Below are 21,060 nucleotides of genomic sequence, written 5' to 3' on the forward strand. Positions count from 1 at the left end.
GGCCGGAAAGGAGAAATAGGATATGCCAGTAAAGACCACCCATGTCGGATCGTTGCCACGCAGCCAGAAGGTCGTGGACTTCATTTTTGCACGCGAGAATGGCCAGGATTACGAGGCTGCCGCATTTGACGCCGCCATGACCGAGGCGGTGAACGAGACGGTGAAAAAACAGGCCAATGCGGGCATCGACATCGTCTCGGATGGCGAAACATCGAAGATCAGCTATGCGACCTATGTCAAGGATCGCTACACCGGCTTCGACGGTGACAGCCCGCGCAACGCGCCTGCCGACTTGAAACTTTTCCCCTCGTTTCTCAAGCGCATTGCCGAGGATGGCGGCACGCCGCAATATGCCCGGCCGATGTGCGTGGGCGAGGTCAAGTCCAAGGGGCAGGGCGAACTGGAAAAGGACATTGCCAATCTCAAGGCGGCGATGAAGGCGCATGGCGTCGATCGTGGCTTCATGAATGCGGCATCGCCCGGTGTGATATCGCTCTTTCTTCAAAATGATTTCTACAAGACGCGCGAGGCCTATCTTGCCGCGCTGGCCGACGCGATGAAGGCGGAATACGAGACCATCGTCGCCTCTGGTCTTGACCTGCAACTCGATTGTCCCGACCTCGCCCTGTCGCGGCACATGCTGTTCAACGACCTGTCCGACGACGAGTTCGTCCAAGTCGCGGCAAGCCACGTAGAGGCGCTGAACCATGCCTTGCAGGACGTGCCGCAGGACAAGGTCCGCGTGCACATCTGCTGGGGCAATTATGAAGGCCCGCATGTCTGCGACATCCCGATGGCAAAGATGTACGATACGCTGATGGCGACCAAGTCGCGCTATGTGTTGTTCGAAACCTCCAACCCGCGTCACGGCCATGAATGGAGTGTCTTCCGCGACCGCAAGGCCGATATTCCCGAAGACAAGGTGCTGGTGCCGGGTGTTGTTGACACAACGACCAACTTTGTCGAACATCCGGATCTCGTGGCGCAGCGCATTGCACGCTTTACCGATATCGTAGGTGCGGATCGGGTGATCGCCGGGTCCGACTGCGGTTTCGGCACCTTTGCGGGCTTCGGCGCGGTTGATCCTGATATTGCCTTTGCCAAGCTTTCGGCGCTGGCTGAGGGGGCAAAGCGCGCTTCATGACCCCGCTGGTCCTTTTGCCCGGGATGATGTGCGACGCGCGGCTGTTCGCTCCGCAGATTGCCGCCTTTTCCGGTTCTCGCGCCGTGCACTGCGCCCCTATTGGTGCGCACGATACGATGGCGGCGCTGGCGATCGAAATCCTGACAAATGCGCCGCCGCGCTTTGCGCTGGCAGGGCTCAGCATGGGTGGCATAGTCGCCATGGAAGTGCTGCGCCGGGCGCCGGACCGCGTGGCGGCGCTTGCCCTGCTCGACACTAATCCCAAGGCAGAGCCGGAAGAGATCCGCGCCCGCCGCGTGCCGCAAATGGACAAGGTCCGCGAGGGGCATCTGGCGCAGGTGATGCGCGACGAGATGAAGCCCAACTACCTCACCGACGGCCCATTGCGGAGCGAGATCCTCGATCTCTGCATGGAGATGGCATTGGGGTTGGGAAAAGAGGTTTTTCTCAACCAGTCGCGGGCCTTGGCCAACCGTCCCGACCAACAAGACACCTTGCGTGCCTACAGCGGACCGGCGCTTGTACTTTGCGGGCGCGATGACGCGCTTTGTCCGGTGGCGCGGCATCAGTTGATGCATGATCTGATCGCGGGCAGCACCCTTCGCTTGATTGAAAATGCAGGGCACCTGCCCACGCTTGAGCAACCCGACGAAACCAATGCCGCGCTGGCGACCTGGCTGGAGAGAACTGATGGATGACACCTTATTGAAGCTTTTGCGCAGCGTGGATACGCCCACGGTCTGCAACGCCATCGAAGTGGCGCAAGGCAAACGCGGCTTCAACGATTTCACACGTGGCACCATGCTCAGTTCCGACCCTGACGGCGGCGCTGTCGTAGGTTATGCGGTGACCGCGAAAATCTCGGCGCTCGCCCCGCCCACCGAACCGGCGGATGTGATCCGCGCGCGGCGTATGGCCTATTACAAGGCGATGGCGGACGGCCCGAAACCTTCGGTTGCCGTGGTGGAAGACGTGGATTACCCGAATTGCATCGGCGCCTACTGGGGAGAGGTCAACACCACGGTGCACAAGGGGTTCGGCATGTCCGGCACGCTCACCAACGGGGTGATGCGCGACCTTGGCGATCTGGCGCCGGACTTCCCGGTGATCGCGGGCTCGGTCGGTCCGAGCCACGGCTTTGTGCACGTCACGGAACTGGACACTCCTGTCTCGATCTTTGGTCTCACGGTGCAACCCGGCGATCTGGTGCATGCGGACCGGCATGGCGCATTGGTGATCCCGGCCGATATCGTGGATCAGATCGCCGCGGCAATCGACAAGATGCAAAGCACCGAACATCTCGTGCTTGGCCCTGCGCGCGAAAAAGGCTTTGATTTTGACAAATTCGAGGCCGCTTGGACTGCGTTCGAAAAAGCCCGGACCTGACCAGCCGTGACCGCCGCGCAGATCAATCCCTGTGACCTGAGCATTGCCGAAGCAGGCGCCGCTCTGCGCAGAGGCGCGCTGAGCTCCGTTGCGCTCATTCAGGCGCATCTTGACCGGATTGCCATGCGTGATCCGCAGATCGGTGCTTTCATCCACGTGGCCAAAGCCGACGCCTTGGTGGCGGCCGAGATCGCAGACAAGCAATTGGCCGCCGGTCTGGACCGAGGACCGCTGCACGGCATTCCCTTTGCGGTGAAAGACATTATCGACGTCGCGGGGTGGCCGATACGCTGGGGATCGCGCGGACAGGCGACGCGCATCGCGGGCGAAACGGCCGATGCGGTTACGGCGATTCTGGCGGCAGGTGCGGTGCCTCTTGGTGTTGTCGCGACCTATGAACTGGCCACGGTCGGACCGGATACCACGGCGCTGAGCCGCCCGCCTGTCAACCCTTGGAACGCGTCCCACATCACTGGCGGTTCATCGTCCGGATGCGCGGCAGCGGTGGCGGCGGGGCTGGTGCGCATCGCGCTAGGCACTGACACCGGCGGCTCGGTTCGCAGCCCGGCGGCCTATTGCGGCGTGGTGGGGTTGAAGCCCACTTTTGACGCGATATCGCGCATGGGGGTCATGACGCTCTCTCCCTCGCTCGACCATGTCGGCGTGCTGGCGCACAGTGTCGACGACGCGGGGCTTGCCTTTGCCGCGCTTACCGGTGGCTCATGGCAGCCCGGTGGCATATCCGGGCTGTCACTGGCCTATGGCCGGGGCTGGGCAGTGGACCCGTCGGCGCATCCATCGCTTCTGCCGCTGCTTGACGACGCCGCCGGAGCGCTCAGCCTCTGCGGCGCGCGGATTGTTCCTGTCGACTTGCCGGAATATGGCTCGGCAGAGGCTGCCGGATCTGACATCATTCTGGCCGAAGGACATGCGGTGCACGGAGAAATGATTGAGGCCGATCCAGCGGCAATCGGCGATATGGCCCGCGCAAGCATCCGCGCGGGGCACTCTATCCCGGCCCAAAGGCTGGCTCGCGCGCGCGAATGCGTGGCCCGTCTTACCTCGGCCATTGACGCGGTGCTTGCCGATCACGATGCGCTTTTGCTGCCCACGACGCTTGCTCCAGCGCCGCGTTTTTCCGCTTTCGCCGCGGGCAAGCCCGTCTGGACGGCCATGCGCACCATCCCATTCAACATGACAGGCCATCCTGCGCTGTCGGTTCCCATGGGTTTGGCTGATTGGTTGCCGCTGGGACTTCAGATCGTCGGGCGCAAGGGCGGTGAAGACGTAATTCTGCGGATCGGCGCCGCCTTTGAGGCGGCGACCGATCACTCTGCGCTTCAGCCTTCGCTGGACTGAAGCCTGTCAAGCCGGAGTTGCGCGGCACGGCGGTGGCCATCCAGCCCCTCGCTCGTGCTCTGGCGTACGGCAGGCGGTGCCACCTGTTTCACGCCTTCGGGTTCCATCCATTGGTGTGTAACCACCTTGACATAGGTGCCCACCCAAAGCCCGCCGGTATAACGCCCCGCCGCCATGGTGGGCAGGGTGTGGTTGGTGCCGCAACATTTGTCGGAATAGACAACGCTGGCCAATTCACCGATGAAGAGCGAGCCATAGTTGCGCAGCTTCTTGGCGAAGGATTTTGGATCAGCTGTATGCACCTGAAGGTGCTCGGCTGCGATGTAATCGGAATAGGCAATCATCGCGGCCTCATCCGCGCAAATCGCGATCTCGCCATAGTCGTCCCAAGCCTGCCGTGCGGTTTTCGCCGTGGCAAGTTCCTGCAGCTGACGAGCAACTTCCGCTTCTACTTTTTCGGCCAAAACGGCATCCGTGGTGATCAGCCCAACCCGAGTGCGCACGTCATGCTCGGCCTGCGCCAGCAAATCGGTGGCGATCATCTCGGCATCGCCGGTCGCATCGGCCAGCGTGTAAATCTCGGAGGGGCCGGCAAGCTGATCGATGCCCACTGGACCGAAGACTTGACGCTTGGCTTCGTTGACGAAGGCGTTGCCAGGGCCGACGATCTTGTTCACCGCAGGCACGGTTTCCGTGCCATAGGCCATGGCAGCAATCGCCTGCGCCCCGCCGATGCGGAAAATCCGGTGCGCGCCGGACAGGTGACACCCGGCGATCATTGCAGGATGTGCGTTGGGCGGCAGGCAGGCGATGATTTCATCGACGCCCGCAACCTTGGCCGGGACAATGGTCATCACGGGGGCGGAAAGCAGTGGATAACGCCCACCCGGTACGTAGCAGCCGACCCGTTCCAGCGGGATGATACGATGGCCAAGGTGCACGCCATCGCGAATTTCCACCTCCAACGGAAGCATCGTGGCAAGCTGCGCTTCAGCAAATTTGGTTACGTTTGCAATCGCAAACTCCGTGTCCTTGCGCGTTTGTGAATCGAGCGCGGAAAGCGCCGCCTCCCGCTCTTCCTCGGTGACCTCGAAAGCGGTCAGTTGGCTTTTGTCGAATTGCAGGGCGAAATCAGCCACGGCCGCGTCGCCCCGGGTTTTAACTTCATGTAATACATTGGAAACAGTATCATGGATATCCGCCGTTCCAGCCTCACTAGAGAGGCGTGGGGCGCGAAGCCAAGTGACGCCATCGACAGGCGGTTGCGAAGTTGGCACAATGTTTCCTTTCTGGCTGAATTTTCGAATTTATTCTGCCAATCATGCTTTCTTGATCACAAATTTGCAAACGTATTCTCATTACGCTGCGGTGGGAGTCCGGAGCACAGGATGGCGTGTTGAAACGCTGTGCAAACTTTGGACTGCGATCAAAGTACAAGCTTGTGCGATACGAAATGTGATCACTGTAGCATCGTTTGCGATCTGGTCTCGTCCGCACCGTCAGACGCCCGCGCTGCAGTCCGGCTCGGTCCACGAACTAACATTTGCGTGAACATTGGCGCAGCGGTTTGACCAAGCGGGATCTCGGGTTATCTCAATTTTCAGAAATTACTGAAAACTCTGCAAATCATGGTGACGACAAATGAAGATGCCACCGCTCCATCAGGAATTTGTGCTCCATTTCGGTGAAATGGGTAGCCGATGGGGAATAAATCGAACTGTTGGGCAGATCTACGCCTTGCTGTTTCTCTCGGCCGATGCGCTGACGGCCGACCAGATCACTGATGCTCTTGGCATCAGTCGGTCCAACACCTCGATGGGGCTGAAAGAATTGCAGGCTTGGCGGCTGGTGTGCATGAAACACGTGCCCGGCGATCGAAAGGACCATTTCACCACGCCCGACGACCTGTGGGAAATCGTTCGAATCCTGATCGAGGAACGTAAGAAGCGTGAGATCGACCCGACGCTGACAAAGCTGCGCGCGCTGGAAATACAGGGGCCGACGGGGGACGATTACTCTGAGGCACGCATCGCCGAGCTGCGCGAGATGATCGAGATGGTGACGGAGTTCTACGAGGACATGGCCCGGCTGGAGACCGAGAAACTGGTCCGCCTGATGACCTACGGCAGCAAGATTGCGGGCCTCATTGACAAGGTGGGCGGCGTATTTCCGTCCACGCAACGTTAAAGGACACGACAGAATGGAAGCGCTCGACACACTTCTGCTCAGCCGCATCCAATTTGCGGCGAATATCTCTTTTCACATCCTGTTCCCGACGATCACCATCGCCTTGGGCTGGGTGCTGCTGTTCTTTCGCTTGCGTTTTGCGCGTACGGGTGACGAAAAATGGATGGCGGCCTACCGTTTCTGGGTGAAGGTCTTTGCCCTCAGCTTCGCCATGGGCGTTGTCTCGGGGATCACCATGTCATTCCAGTTCGGCACCAATTGGCCGGGCTTCATGGAAACGGTGGGCAACATCGCCGGACCGTTGCTGGCCTATGAGGTTCTGACCGCCTTCTTCCTCGAGGCGGCCTTTGTGGGGATCATGCTTTTCGGCTATTCCCGTGTGCCGTCCTGGCTGCACATTACGGCGACGGCACTGGTGGCCTTTGGCACGATGCTGTCCACCTTCTGGATCGTCGTGCTGAACAGCTGGATGCACACGCCGCAAGGCTATGAGGTGATCGACGGCGTGGCCTATGCCACAAGCTGGTGGGATATCATCTTCAACCCCTCCATGCCGTACCGCTTTGCCCATATGGTGCTGGCGTCTTTCCTGACGGTGTCGTTCCTGGTGGCCGGAGTCTCGGCCTTCCGCTGGATCATCGGGGACCGCTCGCGCGAGGTGCGGGCGATGTTGAAGACCGGCGTTGCCATTGCCGCGCTGCTGATCCCGGTGCAGATTTTCGTGGGCGATATGCATGGCCTGAACACACTTGAGCATCAGCCTCAGAAGGTTGCGGCAATGGAGGCCAACTGGGAGACCGGGCCGAATGTTCCACTGCTGCTCTTTGCCCTGCCGGACGAACAGGCGCGCGAGAACCGGTTCGAGATCGGCATTCCAAATGGCGCCTCACTCATCCTCACGCACCACCTGGACGGGGTCGTGCCAGGTCTTAACGATTTCGTGGCCGAGGACGGCACGCCCATGCACCCGCCGGTGACGCCTGTGTTCTGGTCGTTTCGTGTGATGGTGGGCACGGGTATGGCCATGCTTGCCCTGAGTTGGAGCGCTGCTTTCTTTATGTGGCTCCGTCGTAACTGGCACCAGGGTCGCATAAAAGGTCACTGGATGGCAGTCGAAGGTCTGCCCAAGCCGCTGCTCTGGGGACTGGTCCCCATGGCCTTCTCGGGATGGGTGGCGACGCTGGCCGGCTGGTACACGACCGAGATCGGCCGCCAGCCGTGGCTGGTGCAGGGTATCATGACCACCGACATGGCCGTGGCCGACGTGCCGACGCCGATGGTGATGGGCACCTTGGTCACCTACCTAGCGGTCTATGCCGCGCTGCTGGTCGCCTATGTCGGCGTGATCGTCCACCTCGCGCAAAAGGCCGCGCGTGGGAACGATACCGGCGATGACAGCATGACACGTTCGGGCGAAGCGTCTGTCGCAGCCCTCAGCCCCGCGGAGTAAACCAATGCTTCCTGACTTCACAAACCCCGCCGACTGGCTGCCTTGGGCCTTCGCCTCTCTGATGGGGATGTCGATCCTGATCTACGTCGTGCTGGATGGCTTCGACCTTGGCATTGGGATCCTGTTTCCCTTTGGCACCAAGGAAGAACAGGATCGCATGATCGGGTCCATCGGCCCGTTCTGGGATGCCAACGAAACCTGGCTGGTACTGGCGGTGGGGCTGCTGCTGGTGGCCTTCCCTACGGCACACGGGATGATCCTGTCCACGCTATACCTGCCGGTTTTTGTGATGCTGATCGGGTTGATCCTGCGTGGCGTTGCATTCGAGTTCCGCGCCAAGGCAAAGGGCAGGCAAAAAGTGCTATGGAATCGTCTCTTCTTTGTTGGTTCGCTGGCGACGGCTTTGGCACAGGGCTTCATGCTGGGCCTCTACATCATGGGGCTTGAGCAGACGCCCGAGACCTACCTGTTTGCCACGCTCACCTCGATTTTTCTGGCGGTAGGCTATAGCTTCATCGGCGCAACCTGGCTGGTACACAAGACCACCGACAACCTGCAGCTCAAAGGCCTGCGTTTGGCTCGGCACAGCCTGTGGGCGGTTATCGCGGGGATCGTGGCGGTGTCACTGGCGACGCCGCTGGTGAGCGACCGGATTTTTGGCAAATGGTTCACCTTTCCAGAGATCCTCTGGCTGGCGCCCTTGCCGTTGATCTCGGGCGCGCTGATCGCGGCGCTCTGGGTCATGTTGCGGCGCATGCCCTTTGCCGGGGATCGGTGGAACTGGTTGCCCTTTGCGACCTCCAGCGCCATCTTTGCTCTGGCTTACGTCGGGCTCGCCTACAGCTTTTATCCCTATGTGGTGCCAGATCGGCTGACGATCTACGAAGCTGCCGCCGCGCCCGAAAGCCTGATGATCATTCTGGTAGGGGCCTGTTTCGTTGTCCCGACTATCATCGCTTACTCGGTTCTGGCCTATGTGATCTTCCGCGGCAAGGCGACCGAACTGAGCTACGAGTGAAGCAAGGCCGAGAATTTGGCGGGCCTGACGTCCGCCATGTCGATCACTCGACGACGACGACCCCGGTGAATCTCTCCTGCACGACGGCACCGATCAGGTCTGCCATATGCTGGATCAAGGCGCGATGAGCCGAACGGCGGCGCCATGCCAGCCCGATAGATCGGGTGACCCTGTCCTTGCGGAAAGGTCGCACGGCGACATCGCCGGTTTCCGTCGACACTTCGGAGTGAACGTAGAGGGCAGGGAGGAGGCTGATCCCCATGTTCAGCGCGGTCATCTGGCGCAGCGCATCTAGGCTGGTCCCTTCGTAATCGCGCCGAAGATTGGCGCCAAGGTCGTCGCAAAGCGCCGCAACCTGCGCATGAAGTCGGTAGGCGTCGGATAGGGTCAGCACGTCCTGAGCGGCAAGATCATCGTCTGTGATCGCCTGTTTTTGCGACAGCGGGTGATCCCATGCCATGACCAGTTTCAGCGGTTCGCGGAACAGCCGCAACACCTCTGCATCGCCCGAGGGCACGGGCAATTGCGTCAGGATGAGGTCGAGTTGACCAGTCAGAAGCTCCTCCTGCAAAACGACTGGCGTGGCATCGCACACGATCACCTTCAGGCTCGGGTAGGTCTCGTGGAGCTGGCGCATCACATAGGGCAGCAGGTACGGCCCCAGCGTTGGGGTGGAGCCAAGCCGGATCGTCCCGCTGAACCCCTTGCGCGCGTCTTGGGCCAGCGCGCGCAGGGTCGCGGTCTCATCCAGCACCCGGCGCGCTTGCTCCAGAACCGCCCGCCCATGCGGAGTAAGGATCGCGCCGCGCTGGCCGCGCTCCACCAATTCCAGCCCCAGCGCCTCTTCCAGCGCCACGATCTGCTGGCTGAGCGAGGGCTGGCTGATCCCGACACGTTCCGCCGCCCTACGGTAGTGGCGTGTGTCCGCGAGAGCCACAAAATAGGTCAGCTGCCTGAGAGTGAGATCGGTGGGCATCGGGTGATCCTTCGGCGTTCGGGGCTTTTGAATAAGATAGGAAAAGCCGATCAGAGTTTCAGGGTCTCCCGCCTTTTTCCAATTGTTTTTATGCCCACATCCTTGGTGCGATCGCGAAGGATTGCCCCGATAAGAAAATTGAACAGGAGACCAGCCATGAAGAAGACGTCCGCTGAAAAACTGCATTCGATCAAGGCAAGGGTCGCAAATCTGCACCGCCGCCGTCACGATTTGGCGATGCGGATCGACGAAGAGTTGCAACGGCCGGCGCCATGCAGCGTGGCCTTGCAACACCTCAAGCGCCAGCGCCTTCGTCTGAAGGACCAGATCACCCATTACAACGCGCTTCTGCGCAGCCCGGACCGCTCGCGGTTCCCAGTGCAGGCGGTGTGAAGGCGGTGATGTATTTCAGCTATATCTACCGCACGACTGGCCTCAGGATGATGCACAGCACGGACCTTGATGACATGCGCCGCGCTCTAAGTGGCGAGGACCGGAATGGTCCGGACGGCGACGGCCCCCATAACAAAAAGCTGAAACCCGAACGCGGGGGCCTGACTTGCGTCGACGCATCCTGATAGATTGACCGGCAATCGGCGGAGGGGCCATGCGCCCCTCCGATCCTGCCGTTGCGCAAGCCCTGCGAACCACAAGCACTTGGCCGCCTTTCCGTGATGGACGTCGTTGCCGACATCTGAAGATATCGCCGCGCGTCGCGCCTTGGATATTTTTCGCCGATTTCAAAGCGTTTACTTCGGTTCGCGTGGCGGCGCGGGGCAATCGGCGCGATCAACCCAATGCTGGCGGTGGCGATGGGAGCCAGTCGTCTGCGCGTCGTGTCCGCTATTGTATCTGAAAGACGAAGGAAATCAGCATTGAAAACAATGCAATAACGAGAAGGAGAAGCGGGATATCGCGTGGCATAGCCTTGTCGTCAAGCTCTGCCTTCGCGGCAATTTGGGACCGCAAAGTATGCATGCGGATATAGGCCAGCAAGATCACCAGCCCTCCGGTCAACAGCAACAGGACCTCCGACCACGTGGTAGATTGGGCAGACTGCAATCGCGGCAGCGCAAGGCCAAAAGCCACGACGGAAATGGCGGTTCGGACCCAAGCCAGGAAGGTCCGTTCGTTGGCGGCATGATCGTTGTAGTGCAATATCATGGATCGTACTCTGTCTGTGTTGGTTTTGGGCTCAGGACTTTGGGAACGGGGTGCTGTGAGTCAAGCCATTTGGCGCTAGAACAAGTTTCTCAGCCAGCCGAGCTGAGACAGTGATCTTTTGCATGTCGATCCGCGTTCACAAGCTGGCCGGTTTCATCGACCGAATTTGATCCGCCTTTCGGGTGGAACAGCGGTATGTATGCGTGTGACTGTCGTCAGCCACTTACAAAAAGAGCGTAGACAGAACCGGAAAAAGCGCAACCAAGGCCAACACGAACAACATCACTGCGATGAAGGGAATGGTCGCCGCAAAGATTTGCTCGACCGAGACGTTTGGATCATTGAGCGTGTTGTGGACCGTGAATACCGAGATTCCAAATGGCGGCGTCAGCAGCCCGATCTCGACGGCCAGAACCGTCACGATCCCGAAATGGCTCAGGTCAATGCCCATGCCTTGCGCAATCGGGGCTGCAATCGGAACCATGATCAGCAATATCGAGGTGCTATCGAGGATCATGCCCATCAGCAGGATGATGACCGCGTAGAAAAACAGGAACCCCAGCGGGCCAAAACCCGAGTCTTGAACCAGGCCGGCGATCGCATTCGGCAGGCCCGCAATGGACAACATCCTGGAATAGAAGCTGGCCGCGATCAGCAAAAGCAGGATCGACACCGAAATGACGCCGGTCTGCTTCATCACCTCCCACAGCTTGTACCGGTTCAGGGATCGCCGCGAAATCGCAACCAAAAGAGCGCCAAAAGCCCCGATACCGCCTGCTTCGGTCGGGGTGAAGTACCCCGTGTAAAGTCCGCCCAGAACCAGCACAACCAGCATAACGATAGGGAAAAGCTTGGCCGCCATGGTCGGCAGCGGCATTTTTGCAGCCTCCACGTCCAATCGGCGGGCTTTTGACGCCTCGGGATCGATCAGGACAAACCCCGGGAACAGGTAGGTCACGCCAATCAGCATGGTCACAAAACCACCTGCCAGCATGATGCCGGGGACAATTCCCGCGATGAACATGCCGCCGATCGATACCTCGGCCAGAACACCATAGATGATCAGCAACAGGCTGGGTGGAATAAGCATGCCCAGTACCGAAGAGCCGGCAACCGTTCCTGCAGCAAATTCGGGACGATACCCGTGACGAGTCATTTCCGGCACGGCCACACGCGTGAAAACCGCGGCAGAGGCAATCGAAACGCCGGTCACAGCCGCAAAGATCGTGTTGGCCGCAACGGTGGCCACGCCCAGCCCGCAGATCATCCGGCGCAGAAGTTCCTCGGCTACCTCGAATGTATCCCGGCCAACATTCGATACGCTGACCAAAAGCCCCATCAAGACGAACAAAGGGATCGTCGCAAAAAGATAGTCCGCAATGCCGCTGTAGGCGGTCAGTTCCAGCATCTTGAAGGCGAGGCCCATGTTGTCGCGGATGATCCAGATGCCCGCGAAGGCCACGGCAAACAGCGCATAAGCGATCTGCATGCCAAGCAGCACCAGCCCGATCAGAACCGCGATCAGAATGAAACCAACGGTGAGTGTGGTCATGAGTGAAAGCCCCGGAAGTTGCGCGTTTCCTCGGAGAGCCGGTAAAGCGCGGACATAGCGGCGACCGCAGACCCCAGAACCGTGATGGCGCGGAAGGGCGCCGTTGGAATGGTAAACACCCCCTGTACGCCAAAAAACTCGGCCCCTTGCCACGCGTCGATCAGCTTGGGCCAGGACGCCCAGAAGATCAGGGCGAAAACCACAGCGCCTGTCAGGGCAAAACACGCCTCAAGCAAGAAAACCATGCGCGGCGCGGCACGATTGAGCCTCCGAACAAGGAAGTCCGCCCGCGTCAGACGCTTTTGCTGAATGGCGGCGGCGACCTGCAGGAAAACGATGGCCACGACGGTGCGGGCGGCGATTTCCGACACGCCGGTAATCGGCGCGTCAAAGAAGTTTCGTCCCAGAACATCCGCCACAACAAGTGCCATAAGGCCGCCGATACACAGCGTGCCAACAGAGGACATGACAGCCGCCACGGTTCCCAAAACCGCGCCAACCGGAGCGTCGGCAAACTTGGGGACGAAGGCTTCGTTGGTTTCGCTGGGGCTGTCCTGGCTCATCCGCGCTTACTCATGGGTTGGAGATATCAAGAATACACCCGTCGGGACTGTGTCCAGACGGGTGCCGTTTTCAGATGCGCGCTGGTTCAGCGCCCTTCGTCCCAGTTGCGCAGCGGTGTCGCACCGCGTTCGCGCAGGGCGTCGAAATAGGCCTTCAGCACAACCTTGCCGGCCTCGCCGGTCTGTTCCAGCCAAGGAGCAACGATATCCGGCAGGCCGTTGACCCATGCTGCCTTTTCCGACTCGGGCAGATCGCGCACGGTCAGGCCCGCCGCCTGCATTTCAGTCATCGCGCGTTCGGCCAGATCGGCAACATAGTCGCCGTGGGCCACCGAGGTCGCCTTGGCCGCTTCGCGGAAGGCTTGCTGCACGGGTTCGGGCAGACCGTTGAAGAAGTCTTCGTTGGCCGCGATACCGCCGAAGTACATGGATCCGATGCCAACGCGGGTCAGCTCGGGCGCCACTTCGTAAACGCGGGTGGGCAGAATGCCGGATGCAAAGGACAAGGTGCCTTCGGTCACGCCGGTCTGGATGTTGGTGTAATAGGTGGTCAGCGCACCATCGACGGGCGTGGCCCCTGTGCCTTGCAGCCAGTTTGCCGAGGTGCCCGGCGCGTTCAGCTTGCGGTTCTGCAGGTCGGCCATCGTGTTGACCGGGAAGGTCGCGTAGATGTCATAGCTGTCGGTGATCAGCGATGACAGATGCACCATGCCGTTCTCGGACCAGCTATTGGCCAACTCGGGCAGGTTCTGGCTCAGATCGTCGAAGATCTCGATGATCATCTTATGATCCGATGTGGCAAAGGGTGTGAAATAGGTGACGTTCTGCAAGGGCATGTTCGCCCCTTCCCAGACGGTGCCGACCATGCCCACATCCACGATGCCATCCATGACAGCCTCGCGGGTGTCGGTGAATTTGTAGAGCGTGCCGGCATAGGCCTCGACCCAGTTCACTTGATAGTCGTTGCCTGCTTCTGCAAGAATCCGGTTCACCTCGGGCTGAAAGGTATTCTTCATCGCATATACCCAGATGTTGGCCTCTGGATGCGAAGAGCCGATGTTGACGGTGATCTGTTCCTGCGCCGAGGCCCAGCCCGCTGCGGAAATGCTAAGCGCGGCAACCGCGCTGAAAGTTGTGAACTTCATGTTTTTCCTCCCTTGGCGAAGATGCTTGGTGCATCTTCTTGTTGTTTCAATCGTCTATCGCCCCAAGCGCCCGCAGAATGCGTTCCGGCGTAAAGGGCATTTCGGTGACCTGCGCGCCCATAGGGCGCAAGGCGTCGTTGATCGCATTCATCACGGCAGCGGGGGCCCCGGCGGTTCCGGCCTCTCCGGCCCCCTTCGCTCCCAGCGTGCTTTCCTTTGTCGGGGTCTCAACGTGGCCGATCACCATGTCGGGCATCTCGGCAGCCATGGGGACAAGGTAGTCGGCCATGGATCCGTTCAGCAGTTGTCCGTCCTCGTCGTAGTGGATTTCCTCGAACAGTGCCCCGCCAAGCCCCTGAACGATGCCACCGCGGATTTGTTCATCGACCAGTTGCGGGTTGATGATGCGTCCACAATCCTCGACACACCAGTGTCTTAGCAGGGTCACGATGCCGGTGTCCGTATCAACTTCGAGGTAGCTGGCCTGCACACCGTTGGTGAAGGCAAAAGGGTATTCTGAGGTGATGTAATGCCGCGTCTGCACCAGCTCGCGCGGCAACCCTTCGGGCAGCGTATCCCCCCGGAAATAGACGATCCGGCCCAATTCCTCCAGCGGCATACGCGCCGCCCCGGTATCGCTGTCGACCACTTCGCCATCGCGAATGTCGAGGCTCGATTGATCCGCCTGAAGCATCGCCGCCGCGATCTCGAGGATCGAGTCGCGCAGTGCCCGTGCAGAGCGCAGCGCCGCTTCGCCTCCTATGCCAGCGCCGCGCGACGCCCAGGTGCCGCCACCATAGGGCGTGACCTGCGTATCGCCGGTGATGACCCGCACCTTGGACGGCGGCACGCCGACACCTTCGGCGACGATCTGGCTCAGCATCGCCTCGGTGCCTTGCCCTTGTTCAGTGACGCCCGACAGCGCGACGATCGATCCGTCCGGGTCCATCCGCACGGTGCAACCGTCCTGCGCCGAAATGCGCGCGCCACCGATACCGTACATGAAGGGCGACGGGTTTGTCAGCTCGATGAAACTGGCGATGCCGATGCCGCGATGCACGCCGCGGCTGCGGGCCTCGGCCTGATCAGCGCGGAGCGCGTCGTAATCCATCAGCTGCATGAGCTTGTCCATGCTCTGATGATGCGACAGGCCTTCAAACCGCATCTTGGCGGGCGAGGTCACCGGATAGACATCGTCGGCATACATGTTGCGGCGACGGATCTCGACCGGGTCCATGCCCAGCTCTGCGGCGGCCATATCCACCAGCCCTTCGGTGATCGCAACGGCAATGGGATGGCCGACAGCACGATACTGGCAGGTTGGGGTCTTGTTCTGGAAAACAACCGTTGTCTTGGCGCGGTAGTTGGCGAAATCATAGGGTCCGCCGCACAGGTTGACGACCTGATTTCCCTCGATCGCCGAGGTGCGGGGATAGACCGAATAAGCGCCAATCGCGGTCCAGTCATCAATGTCAAAGGCGAGGATCTTGCCGGCCTCATCTACCGCGATCCTGCCCTCGATCTCGTGGTCTCGGGCATGGATATCGGTGCTGAAGCTTTCCAGACGGTCTGCAATGAATTTGACCGGCCGTCCCATGATCTTGGCAATCGCTGCAGTGGCCATCTCATCGGGGTAGACATGCACCTTGATGCCGTACGACCCACCCACATCGCCGCAAATCACACGCACGCGGGATTCGGGCACGTCCAGATGCGTTGCCAGCACGGATTGCATCATGTGCGGCGCCTGCGTCGCATGCCATGCGGTCAACTGACCTTCTGCCCGGTTCCAATCCACAAGGATCGAGCGTGGTTCGAGTGTGACACCCGTATGGCGCGCAGTGCGAAATCGCGCCGTGACGACTTTGTGCGCAGAGGCAAAGGCGCTTTGCACATCGCCCTCTTCATGCAGGCGCTCAAACGCCAGATTGTCCCCCATTTCGGGGTGGAGCACTGGGGTGTCCTTGTCCAACGCGGTCATCATGTCGCCCACGATGGGCAGTGGGTCATAGTCTATGGCAACCAGATCCGCGGCATCTTCTGCCGCCGCGCGCGAGGTCGCGACCACCGCGACGACCGGCTCTCCGACCCAGCAGGCACGATCCACGGCCATCGGGTGTTCGGGTGGCGATTTCAGCCCCTTGAGATGCGCAAGCACAGCGACCCAAGGCGTGCAGACCTCGGCCAGATCAGTGCCAGTGAACACGCGCACGACGCCCTTGGCAGATTTCGCCTCGGAGACATCGATGCTGTTGATTTTGGCATGTGCAAAGGGCGAGCGGACAAAGGCCACGTGAACCATGCGCGGCAGAACGATATCATCAACGTATTTGCCACGCCCTTCGACCAAACGCCCGGCGTTGGGGCGCGGGACGGTCTTGCCGATGTAGGAATTGGGGCGGTCGGGGTTGCCAAACTGAACGGTCATGAGCTTGCCTTTCCAGCGCGTTGCCGGGCGACGGCATCAACGGCATCAACGATGGCCTCATAGCCCGTGCAGCGACAATAATTGCCGGACAGATGTTCGCGGATCGCGCTGCGCTCTGGAATGCCGCCCCGTGCCAAAAGCTCCTCGGCTGCAACCAACATGCCGGGGGTACAAAACCCGCACTGCAGGGCGTTGCGGGCGACAAAGGCGTCCTGCAAATCGCGGATTGCGTCGTTGTCCGATAGCCCTTCGACCGTCCAGACTTCGGCCCCGTCCAACTGCGCTGCCAGCATAAGACATCCCCGTACGGCCTGTCCGTTCACCCGGATCGTGCAGGCCCCGCAGACACCGTGTTCGCAGCTTGCATGCGCGCCGGTCAGGCCCAGCTCTTGGCGTAGAAAGTCGATGACGTGCTGCTCGGCGGGCACGCGCGCTTCGACTTTTTCGCCATTGACGCTCAGGCCGATGTCGACCTTGTCGCGGAAAATCTCGCTCATGCCGTCTCTCCTGTCAGGGTCGCCACCGCGCGGCGCAGCAGTACGCCAGCGATATGGCGGCGGTATCCGGCGCTGGCCTGGGTGTCAGAAGGCGGGTCCATTTCGGTGCGTAGCGCGGCAACAGCTCCGTCGATATCGCCTGAATCCAGTTGCGCCATGGCCTTGCGAGCCAGCACAGGTCGCGGCCCCACCGAAAGCAACGAAACCCGATGTCCGGCGCTGCGTTTCACAAGGCAAAGCCCGACCAGGGCATAGTCTCCGGACCGCCGTGTGACCTCTTGCAAGATCTGCTGTTCTTCCGGTCCGGCCTTGGGCAGGGTGATTGCGGTCAGGATTTCATCCGGGTGCAGCGCGGTTTCGAATACCTCGCGGAAAAAGTCGTCAGCGGCGATGGCGCGGTCACCATCGGGGCCGGTCACATGAATCGTCGCGTCGAGCGCAAGAACACAGGCCGGGAACTCTGCCGCGGGGTCCGCATGAGCCAGCGCGCCGCCGATGGTGCCGCGGTTACGGATCGCAGCATGGGCGATGTAAGCGACCGCATCGTGCAGGAGCGGCGCATGGTCTCTGATCAGGGGGTCGGTGCCGATCTGCGCATGACAAGTCAGTGCGCCGATGCGCAACCTGTCACCTTCGTCAGTGACACCCGACAGCTCTGAAATGCGCGAAATGTCGATCAGCAGGTCGCCGGTCGTCAGCCGCATGTTCATGGCCGCGACAAGGCTTTGCCCACCCGCAAGAACGCGGCCCATCCCATCAGCCGAGCCGAGCAATTCGATCGCGTGACGCAGGTCATTTGCCCGGGCATAGCCGCCCGCCGATGCTTTCATGCGCTGTCCTCCCTGATAGTCGACAATCCTCCTCGCCGACTATTGATCATATGATCTATAAAGCGAATGTCATTGCAAGAAGAATCTTTTCTGACCAAAAGACAGGGCATGGACATGAGCAAGAAAACCGCCGCTCCCAAGGACGCGCCGCACAAGGCCAGGCGACAGCGTTTGCCTGCGGATGAACGCCGCGAGCAAATCATTGACGGCGCCGTAGCGTTCTTCGCCAGAGTCGGTCTGGAGGGGAAAACCCGCGATCTTGCCAAGGATCTCGGCATCACACAGTCCCTGCTTTTCAATTACTTCGAAACGAAGGACGCCCTGATCGAGGCAGTTTATGCACAGGTCTATATTGATCGTCTTTCGCCCGACTGGCCTGTCCTTCTGGCGGATAGAAGCGTGCCCTTGCGCAGCCGACTGCTCGCCTTCTATTCAGACTACAGCAAGCTGATTTTTGAATATGAGTGGATGCGCATCTTCATGTTTTCAGGTCTGGCGGGGGCCGAGCTGAACAGGCGATATCTGGAACACATGCATAAAATGATTCTGCATCCCCTGCTGGAAGAGGTGCGTGCCGCCTCGTCCCAAGGGATCATGCCGGACATGGAAGACCTCTGGAATCTGCATGGTGGCATCGTCTATATCGGCATCCGCCAGCACATCTACCGGATGCCTTGCCCCGAAAATCCCGGTCCCGCGATTGAACGAACGGTAGACCGCTTTCTTCAGGCGTTCTCGGTTCCACTATCCTGACGGTTGGGTGCGCCAAACGAAAATGGCATCAGCCCGGTCCAAACCGTTGACGCCTTCAGAGGTACTGCTTATCGGCCCAGCGATCACTATCTGACAGTTGGCCGCATTTTGCGATGCGGCTTTGCGGCTCAATCTGCCGGGTATCGCTGAAAACGCCGAGAACAGCTCTGCCTAATGGATTTGCACCGTGCCGCTCAAATATGGTGTCGCGCCGCTCAATGACGATTAATCTGTTCAGCGCCTTCCTGATTGGCTTTTGGAGCGAATGGCTGAGAGGCCAGTCGCAAATTTCACAGGAAAGATCTATCGACCGGCGTGGTTGTTCATGAGGATCACCGGGGGATCAAGAGACTCATAAGGCCTGTGAAGGGCTTCCATGCGATCACATCGGCAAGATCAGCTTTGGATGGCATCGAAACGGCTCACCCGATCATCAAGGCCAACTCAACGAAAGTTGTTCCTTCGTGATTTATCAAAGCCTTGCAGCTTGATCTGGACAAGCTTTCTTATCATCCAAGTTTCCCGAAAAATTGCGACACAACTCGTCTGTGCCAAATCCGTGACAGTATCGGCGGCCATAGTATTGGTTGTCTTTGTGGCAGGGCAATCTCGCTTTAGTTGCAATTTTCTTGACTCACCGCAGATGTGTCGAGCATGGTCATGACGCTGGTTCACTTCTTTCATATGAGTGAAGCGCTGGGGTTTTGCCATTTGAGCAAATGCAACCTCGCGCCTGTTGCTGTTTGTATTTTCAAGATTTTTCACAATCTAATTCGGCAAAGGGCAATACATGCAGCGCGACGATTGCGACGCTCGATACGTCATTTCTATTGATCCAAAGAAACTGGAAATTTCCGTCAAGCTACATCTTTCGGGCAAAGCCGTCAGTGACGGCATGACCCTGACGGTGCCAAGTTGGGTGCCGGGCGACTATGAATTCGAACCCTACGGCCGCGATCTTTTCCAGATCTCCGCCAGCGATCCCGATACCGACGAGAGCGTGGAAATCTTTCGGGATGGATGGAATGGATACCGCCTGACAGGTGTTCGTGACCGGGTCGACATATGCTACACAGCCTGCGCCTATACCCCCGATCTTGGCGATGCGATGGGGTTGGTGGACAGCAACTATGCAATCCTTCTGGCGACGCGCTACTTGTTCAATCCCGACTATTTGGGCGACTGCGAGGTCCACTATGTCAATCTGCCGGACGGCTGGGACATCCACCATCCCTCTGGCGCGCAACGGCTGGGCGATGCGACGGCGTGGCGCTATCCGAGCTTCGAGATCCTGCTCGACACGCCGGTGGTGCTGGGCAATCCCACCGTCCACACGCGGACGATCAAAAGCGTGCCGTTCCACTTTGTCTTTGTCGATCAGGCGGTTGGCTTTGATCAAAAAGTCGTTGAATTCCTTGATCTTGTTGAGGCCGCGATCAAAGCCATTCATGATATTTTTGGGCTATTTCCCTTTGAAGATTACACCTTCATCTTGTCGCAGAATCCTCAGGCGGACTGGGGGCTGGAACATCTGACCAGCAACATGAGCGGGCTTGGACCGGACGTCTACGTCGATCCGGCAGCCTTTGCCGCAGGTGTCAGGGTCTGCGCGCATGAGCTGTTCCACGCCTGGAACGTGCGCCGACTACGGCCCGCGCCGCTGGGGCAATTATCAAAACAGCTGACCTGCGGTTGCTTTACCGAAGGGCTTTGGATGGCCGAAGGCTTTACCCGATACTACGAATTCCTCGTCAGCACGCGTGCCGGAGCCTATGACCCTGATCATTTCTTCAGTGCTGTGTTTGGCTATTGGCAACATCTGTCGCGTCAGCCTGCTTTTGGTCGCGTGTCGGCGGTCGATTCCTCTTATGCCTCATATCTCAATCACGCCAAATACCCCGGGCGGGTCAACAACAGCATTGACTATTACGACAAGGGAATGCTGATTGCCTTCGCCTTGGACAGCCGCCTGCGACGCATCCGTTCTGGCGCATCACTGGATGCCGCGTTCCGCGATTTCTATTTGGAATTCTTTGGCCAGGGCCAGACGCTGCCACCTGAATATCTTGGCTATACAACCACACAGGTAATCGACTTTTTCAATGGCGTAGAGGGCGGTCTCGGCGATACTCTAGGCAACTGGTTGAAATACCCAGCCGGGATCGACACCGTCGCCGATCTGGTCGCGCTGGGACTGGAACCCGTGGTGGAAGAGAGCCACGCCATCGGTGTCTTTTTCCTCAATGACGGAGCGCCCGAGATCTACGGCGTCGCCGATGACATGCCCGCTTCGGTGGGCCTTGCGCCGGGCGACGTGATCACCGCCGTGAACGGGTTTGCCTATACCCGCGCTGCGATGGACTGGGCCGCAGCGTCGCCGGCGCCGCTCACGCTGTCGGTCAGGCGAGGCCACAGATTACTGGAATTCACGATGACACCGCAACCGCATGGCCGTGTCACGGGGCTGCGCTGGACCGGGACAGGCGAGCAGGCGGAGCTGATTGCCGATTGGCTGGGCCGGGATTTCTCCCCGACCCAAGGTCAGGTCTTTGCGGTGACATTCTACGAAAATTTCCACGGGGTCGAGGCAATGATCTGACGGACACCC

Annotated in this window: 21 protein-coding genes; 11 read left to right on the forward strand and 10 right to left on the reverse strand. The window is 59.8% G+C overall.

Features of this window, described 5'->3' with window-relative positions:
* The first annotated feature begins 22 nt into the window (after nucleotides 1–22).
* Genes ACOYQJ_RS09510 through ACOYQJ_RS09525 form a run of 4 tightly spaced genes read left to right on the forward strand, consistent with a single transcriptional unit; the run spans nucleotide 23 to nucleotide 3,889 of the window.
* Nucleotides 23–1,144 carry a cobalamin-independent methionine synthase II family protein gene (locus tag ACOYQJ_RS09510; RefSeq protein ID WP_422905788.1) on the forward strand — a complete coding sequence of 374 codons (1,122 nt, stop codon included), beginning with the start codon at nucleotides 23–25 and terminating at the stop codon, nucleotides 1,142–1,144.
* Complete coding sequence (locus ACOYQJ_RS09515) at nucleotides 1,141–1,842, forward strand: alpha/beta fold hydrolase (RefSeq protein WP_422905789.1); 702 nt, start codon at nucleotides 1,141–1,143, stop codon at nucleotides 1,840–1,842. The genes ACOYQJ_RS09510 and ACOYQJ_RS09515 overlap by 4 nt, the downstream gene beginning before the upstream one ends.
* Nucleotides 1,835–2,530, forward strand: a complete 696-nt coding sequence (locus ACOYQJ_RS09520) for an RraA family protein (protein ID WP_422905790.1) — start codon at nucleotides 1,835–1,837, stop codon at nucleotides 2,528–2,530. The genes ACOYQJ_RS09515 and ACOYQJ_RS09520 overlap by 8 nt, the downstream gene beginning before the upstream one ends.
* A 6-nt stretch (nucleotides 2,531–2,536) precedes the next feature.
* Nucleotides 2,537–3,889 (forward strand): amidase, encoded by a 1,353-nt coding sequence (locus tag ACOYQJ_RS09525; protein WP_422905791.1) that lies wholly within the window; start codon nucleotides 2,537–2,539, stop codon nucleotides 3,887–3,889.
* Here ACOYQJ_RS09525 and hisD read toward each other — a convergent pair.
* Nucleotides 3,871–5,166, reverse strand: a complete 1,296-nt coding sequence (gene hisD, locus ACOYQJ_RS09530; protein WP_422905792.1) for a histidinol dehydrogenase — start codon at nucleotides 5,164–5,166, stop codon at nucleotides 3,871–3,873. The genes ACOYQJ_RS09525 and hisD overlap by 19 nt on opposite strands.
* Before the next feature lie 364 nt (nucleotides 5,167–5,530).
* Here hisD and ACOYQJ_RS09535 point away from each other — a divergent pair, with 364 nt between their 5' ends.
* Genes ACOYQJ_RS09535 through ACOYQJ_RS09545 form a run of 3 tightly spaced genes read left to right on the forward strand, consistent with a single transcriptional unit; the run spans nucleotide 5,531 to nucleotide 8,544 of the window.
* Nucleotides 5,531–6,076, forward strand: coding sequence for a GbsR/MarR family transcriptional regulator (locus ACOYQJ_RS09535; protein ID WP_422905793.1), 546 nt, complete (start codon nucleotides 5,531–5,533; stop codon nucleotides 6,074–6,076).
* A gap of 13 nt (nucleotides 6,077–6,089) precedes the next feature.
* Nucleotides 6,090–7,526: a cytochrome ubiquinol oxidase subunit I gene (locus ACOYQJ_RS09540; RefSeq protein ID WP_422905794.1), complete on the forward strand. Its 1,437-nt coding sequence runs from the start codon at nucleotides 6,090–6,092 to the stop codon at nucleotides 7,524–7,526.
* A gap of 4 nt (nucleotides 7,527–7,530) precedes the next feature.
* Nucleotides 7,531–8,544, forward strand: a complete 1,014-nt coding sequence (locus tag ACOYQJ_RS09545) for a cytochrome d ubiquinol oxidase subunit II (protein WP_422905795.1) — start codon at nucleotides 7,531–7,533, stop codon at nucleotides 8,542–8,544.
* A 43-nt stretch (nucleotides 8,545–8,587) separates the two neighbouring features.
* Here ACOYQJ_RS09545 and ACOYQJ_RS09550 read toward each other — a convergent pair whose 3' ends face one another.
* Nucleotides 8,588–9,520 (reverse strand): hydrogen peroxide-inducible genes activator, encoded by a 933-nt coding sequence (locus tag ACOYQJ_RS09550; RefSeq protein ID WP_422905796.1) that lies wholly within the window; start codon nucleotides 9,518–9,520, stop codon nucleotides 8,588–8,590.
* A 156-nt stretch (nucleotides 9,521–9,676) separates the two neighbouring features.
* On the opposite strand from ACOYQJ_RS09550, the gene ACOYQJ_RS09555 reads away from it, so the two are divergent.
* Together ACOYQJ_RS09555 and ACOYQJ_RS09560 are read left to right on the forward strand one after the other, a co-directional pair.
* Nucleotides 9,677–9,913, forward strand: coding sequence for a YdcH family protein (locus tag ACOYQJ_RS09555; RefSeq protein WP_422905797.1), 237 nt, complete (start codon nucleotides 9,677–9,679; stop codon nucleotides 9,911–9,913).
* Between the two features lie 8 nt (nucleotides 9,914–9,921).
* Nucleotides 9,922–10,098 (forward strand): hypothetical protein, encoded by a 177-nt coding sequence (locus ACOYQJ_RS09560; RefSeq protein ID WP_422905798.1) that lies wholly within the window; start codon nucleotides 9,922–9,924, stop codon nucleotides 10,096–10,098.
* A gap of 265 nt (nucleotides 10,099–10,363) precedes the next feature.
* On the opposite strand, the gene ACOYQJ_RS09565 is transcribed toward ACOYQJ_RS09560, so the two are convergent.
* The 7 genes from ACOYQJ_RS09565 to ACOYQJ_RS09595 all read right to left on the reverse strand — a co-directional run bounded on the left by ACOYQJ_RS09565 (nucleotide 10,364) and on the right by ACOYQJ_RS09595 (nucleotide 17,699).
* The gene (locus ACOYQJ_RS09565; RefSeq protein ID WP_422905799.1) at nucleotides 10,364–10,684 is read right to left on the reverse strand and encodes a DUF202 domain-containing protein; all 321 of its coding nucleotides are present in this window, start codon (nucleotides 10,682–10,684) and stop codon (nucleotides 10,364–10,366) included.
* A gap of 223 nt (nucleotides 10,685–10,907) precedes the next feature.
* The gene (locus ACOYQJ_RS09570) at nucleotides 10,908–12,236 is read right to left on the reverse strand and encodes a TRAP transporter large permease (protein ID WP_422905800.1); all 1,329 of its coding nucleotides are present in this window, start codon (nucleotides 12,234–12,236) and stop codon (nucleotides 10,908–10,910) included.
* Complete coding sequence (locus ACOYQJ_RS09575) at nucleotides 12,233–12,799, reverse strand: TRAP transporter small permease subunit (protein ID WP_422905801.1); 567 nt, start codon at nucleotides 12,797–12,799, stop codon at nucleotides 12,233–12,235. Before ACOYQJ_RS09575 ends, ACOYQJ_RS09570 begins: the two co-directional genes overlap by 4 nt.
* Nucleotides 12,800–12,885: 86 nt before the next feature.
* Entirely contained in the window at nucleotides 12,886–13,944 is a 1,059-nt protein-coding gene (locus ACOYQJ_RS09580; RefSeq protein ID WP_422905802.1) for a C4-dicarboxylate TRAP transporter substrate-binding protein, read from the reverse strand.
* Nucleotides 13,945–13,990: 46 nt separating this feature from the next.
* Nucleotides 13,991–16,372 (reverse strand): xanthine dehydrogenase family protein molybdopterin-binding subunit, encoded by a 2,382-nt coding sequence (locus ACOYQJ_RS09585; RefSeq protein WP_422905803.1) that lies wholly within the window; start codon nucleotides 16,370–16,372, stop codon nucleotides 13,991–13,993.
* The gene (locus tag ACOYQJ_RS09590) at nucleotides 16,369–16,869 is read right to left on the reverse strand and encodes a (2Fe-2S)-binding protein (protein WP_422905804.1); all 501 of its coding nucleotides are present in this window, start codon (nucleotides 16,867–16,869) and stop codon (nucleotides 16,369–16,371) included. Before ACOYQJ_RS09590 ends, ACOYQJ_RS09585 begins: the two co-directional genes overlap by 4 nt.
* Complete coding sequence (locus ACOYQJ_RS09595; protein WP_422905805.1) at nucleotides 16,866–17,699, reverse strand: FAD binding domain-containing protein; 834 nt, start codon at nucleotides 17,697–17,699, stop codon at nucleotides 16,866–16,868. The genes ACOYQJ_RS09590 and ACOYQJ_RS09595 overlap by 4 nt, the downstream gene beginning before the upstream one ends.
* A 114-nt stretch (nucleotides 17,700–17,813) precedes the next feature.
* Here ACOYQJ_RS09595 and ACOYQJ_RS09600 point away from each other — a divergent pair, with 114 nt between their 5' ends.
* Nucleotides 17,814–18,452, forward strand: coding sequence for a TetR/AcrR family transcriptional regulator (locus tag ACOYQJ_RS09600; protein WP_422905806.1), 639 nt, complete (start codon nucleotides 17,814–17,816; stop codon nucleotides 18,450–18,452).
* A 444-nt stretch (nucleotides 18,453–18,896) separates the two neighbouring features.
* Here ACOYQJ_RS09600 and ACOYQJ_RS09605 read toward each other — a convergent pair whose 3' ends face one another.
* Complete coding sequence (locus tag ACOYQJ_RS09605) at nucleotides 18,897–19,217, reverse strand: hypothetical protein (protein WP_422905807.1); 321 nt, start codon at nucleotides 19,215–19,217, stop codon at nucleotides 18,897–18,899.
* 25 nt (nucleotides 19,218–19,242) lie between these two features.
* Here ACOYQJ_RS09605 and ACOYQJ_RS09610 point away from each other — a divergent pair, with 25 nt between their 5' ends.
* The gene (locus ACOYQJ_RS09610; protein WP_422905808.1) at nucleotides 19,243–21,051 is read left to right on the forward strand and encodes a M61 family metallopeptidase; all 1,809 of its coding nucleotides are present in this window, start codon (nucleotides 19,243–19,245) and stop codon (nucleotides 21,049–21,051) included.
* The last annotated feature ends 9 nt before the right edge of the window (nucleotides 21,052–21,060 follow it).

The sequence above is a fragment of the Pacificoceanicola algae genome, from assembly GCF_049341065.1.
GTDB lineage: Bacteria > Pseudomonadota > Alphaproteobacteria > Rhodobacterales > Rhodobacteraceae > Pacificoceanicola.

What these genes read in the sequence shown, in the direction of transcription:
- ACOYQJ_RS09535 (WP_422905793.1), top strand. Translation starts at nt 5,531, where the DNA reads ATGAAGATGCCACCGCTCCATCAGGAATTTGTGCTCCATTTCGGTGAA.
- ACOYQJ_RS09565 (WP_422905799.1), bottom strand. Translation starts at nt 10,684, where the DNA reads ATGATATTGCACTACAACGATCATGCCGCCAACGAACGGACCTTCCTG.
- ACOYQJ_RS09515 (WP_422905789.1), top strand. Translation starts at nt 1,141, where the DNA reads ATGACCCCGCTGGTCCTTTTGCCCGGGATGATGTGCGACGCGCGGCTG.
- ACOYQJ_RS09575 (WP_422905801.1), bottom strand. Translation starts at nt 12,799, where the DNA reads ATGAGCCAGGACAGCCCCAGCGAAACCAACGAAGCCTTCGTCCCCAAG.
- ACOYQJ_RS09520 (WP_422905790.1), top strand. Translation starts at nt 1,835, where the DNA reads ATGGATGACACCTTATTGAAGCTTTTGCGCAGCGTGGATACGCCCACG.
- ACOYQJ_RS09550 (WP_422905796.1), bottom strand. Translation starts at nt 9,520, where the DNA reads ATGCCCACCGATCTCACTCTCAGGCAGCTGACCTATTTTGTGGCTCTC.
- ACOYQJ_RS09555 (WP_422905797.1), top strand. Translation starts at nt 9,677, where the DNA reads ATGAAGAAGACGTCCGCTGAAAAACTGCATTCGATCAAGGCAAGGGTC.
- ACOYQJ_RS09590 (WP_422905804.1), bottom strand. Translation starts at nt 16,869, where the DNA reads ATGAGCGAGATTTTCCGCGACAAGGTCGACATCGGCCTGAGCGTCAAT.
- ACOYQJ_RS09560 (WP_422905798.1), top strand. Translation starts at nt 9,922, where the DNA reads ATGTATTTCAGCTATATCTACCGCACGACTGGCCTCAGGATGATGCAC.
- ACOYQJ_RS09610 (WP_422905808.1), top strand. Translation starts at nt 19,243, where the DNA reads ATGCAGCGCGACGATTGCGACGCTCGATACGTCATTTCTATTGATCCA.
- ACOYQJ_RS09545 (WP_422905795.1), top strand. Translation starts at nt 7,531, where the DNA reads ATGCTTCCTGACTTCACAAACCCCGCCGACTGGCTGCCTTGGGCCTTC.
- ACOYQJ_RS09580 (WP_422905802.1), bottom strand. Translation starts at nt 13,944, where the DNA reads ATGAAGTTCACAACTTTCAGCGCGGTTGCCGCGCTTAGCATTTCCGCA.
- ACOYQJ_RS09510 (WP_422905788.1), top strand. Translation starts at nt 23, where the DNA reads ATGCCAGTAAAGACCACCCATGTCGGATCGTTGCCACGCAGCCAGAAG.
- ACOYQJ_RS09585 (WP_422905803.1), bottom strand. Translation starts at nt 16,372, where the DNA reads ATGACCGTTCAGTTTGGCAACCCCGACCGCCCCAATTCCTACATCGGC.
- ACOYQJ_RS09540 (WP_422905794.1), top strand. Translation starts at nt 6,090, where the DNA reads ATGGAAGCGCTCGACACACTTCTGCTCAGCCGCATCCAATTTGCGGCG.
- ACOYQJ_RS09600 (WP_422905806.1), top strand. Translation starts at nt 17,814, where the DNA reads ATGAGCAAGAAAACCGCCGCTCCCAAGGACGCGCCGCACAAGGCCAGG.
- ACOYQJ_RS09570 (WP_422905800.1), bottom strand. Translation starts at nt 12,236, where the DNA reads ATGACCACACTCACCGTTGGTTTCATTCTGATCGCGGTTCTGATCGGG.
- ACOYQJ_RS09595 (WP_422905805.1), bottom strand. Translation starts at nt 17,699, where the DNA reads ATGAAAGCATCGGCGGGCGGCTATGCCCGGGCAAATGACCTGCGTCAC.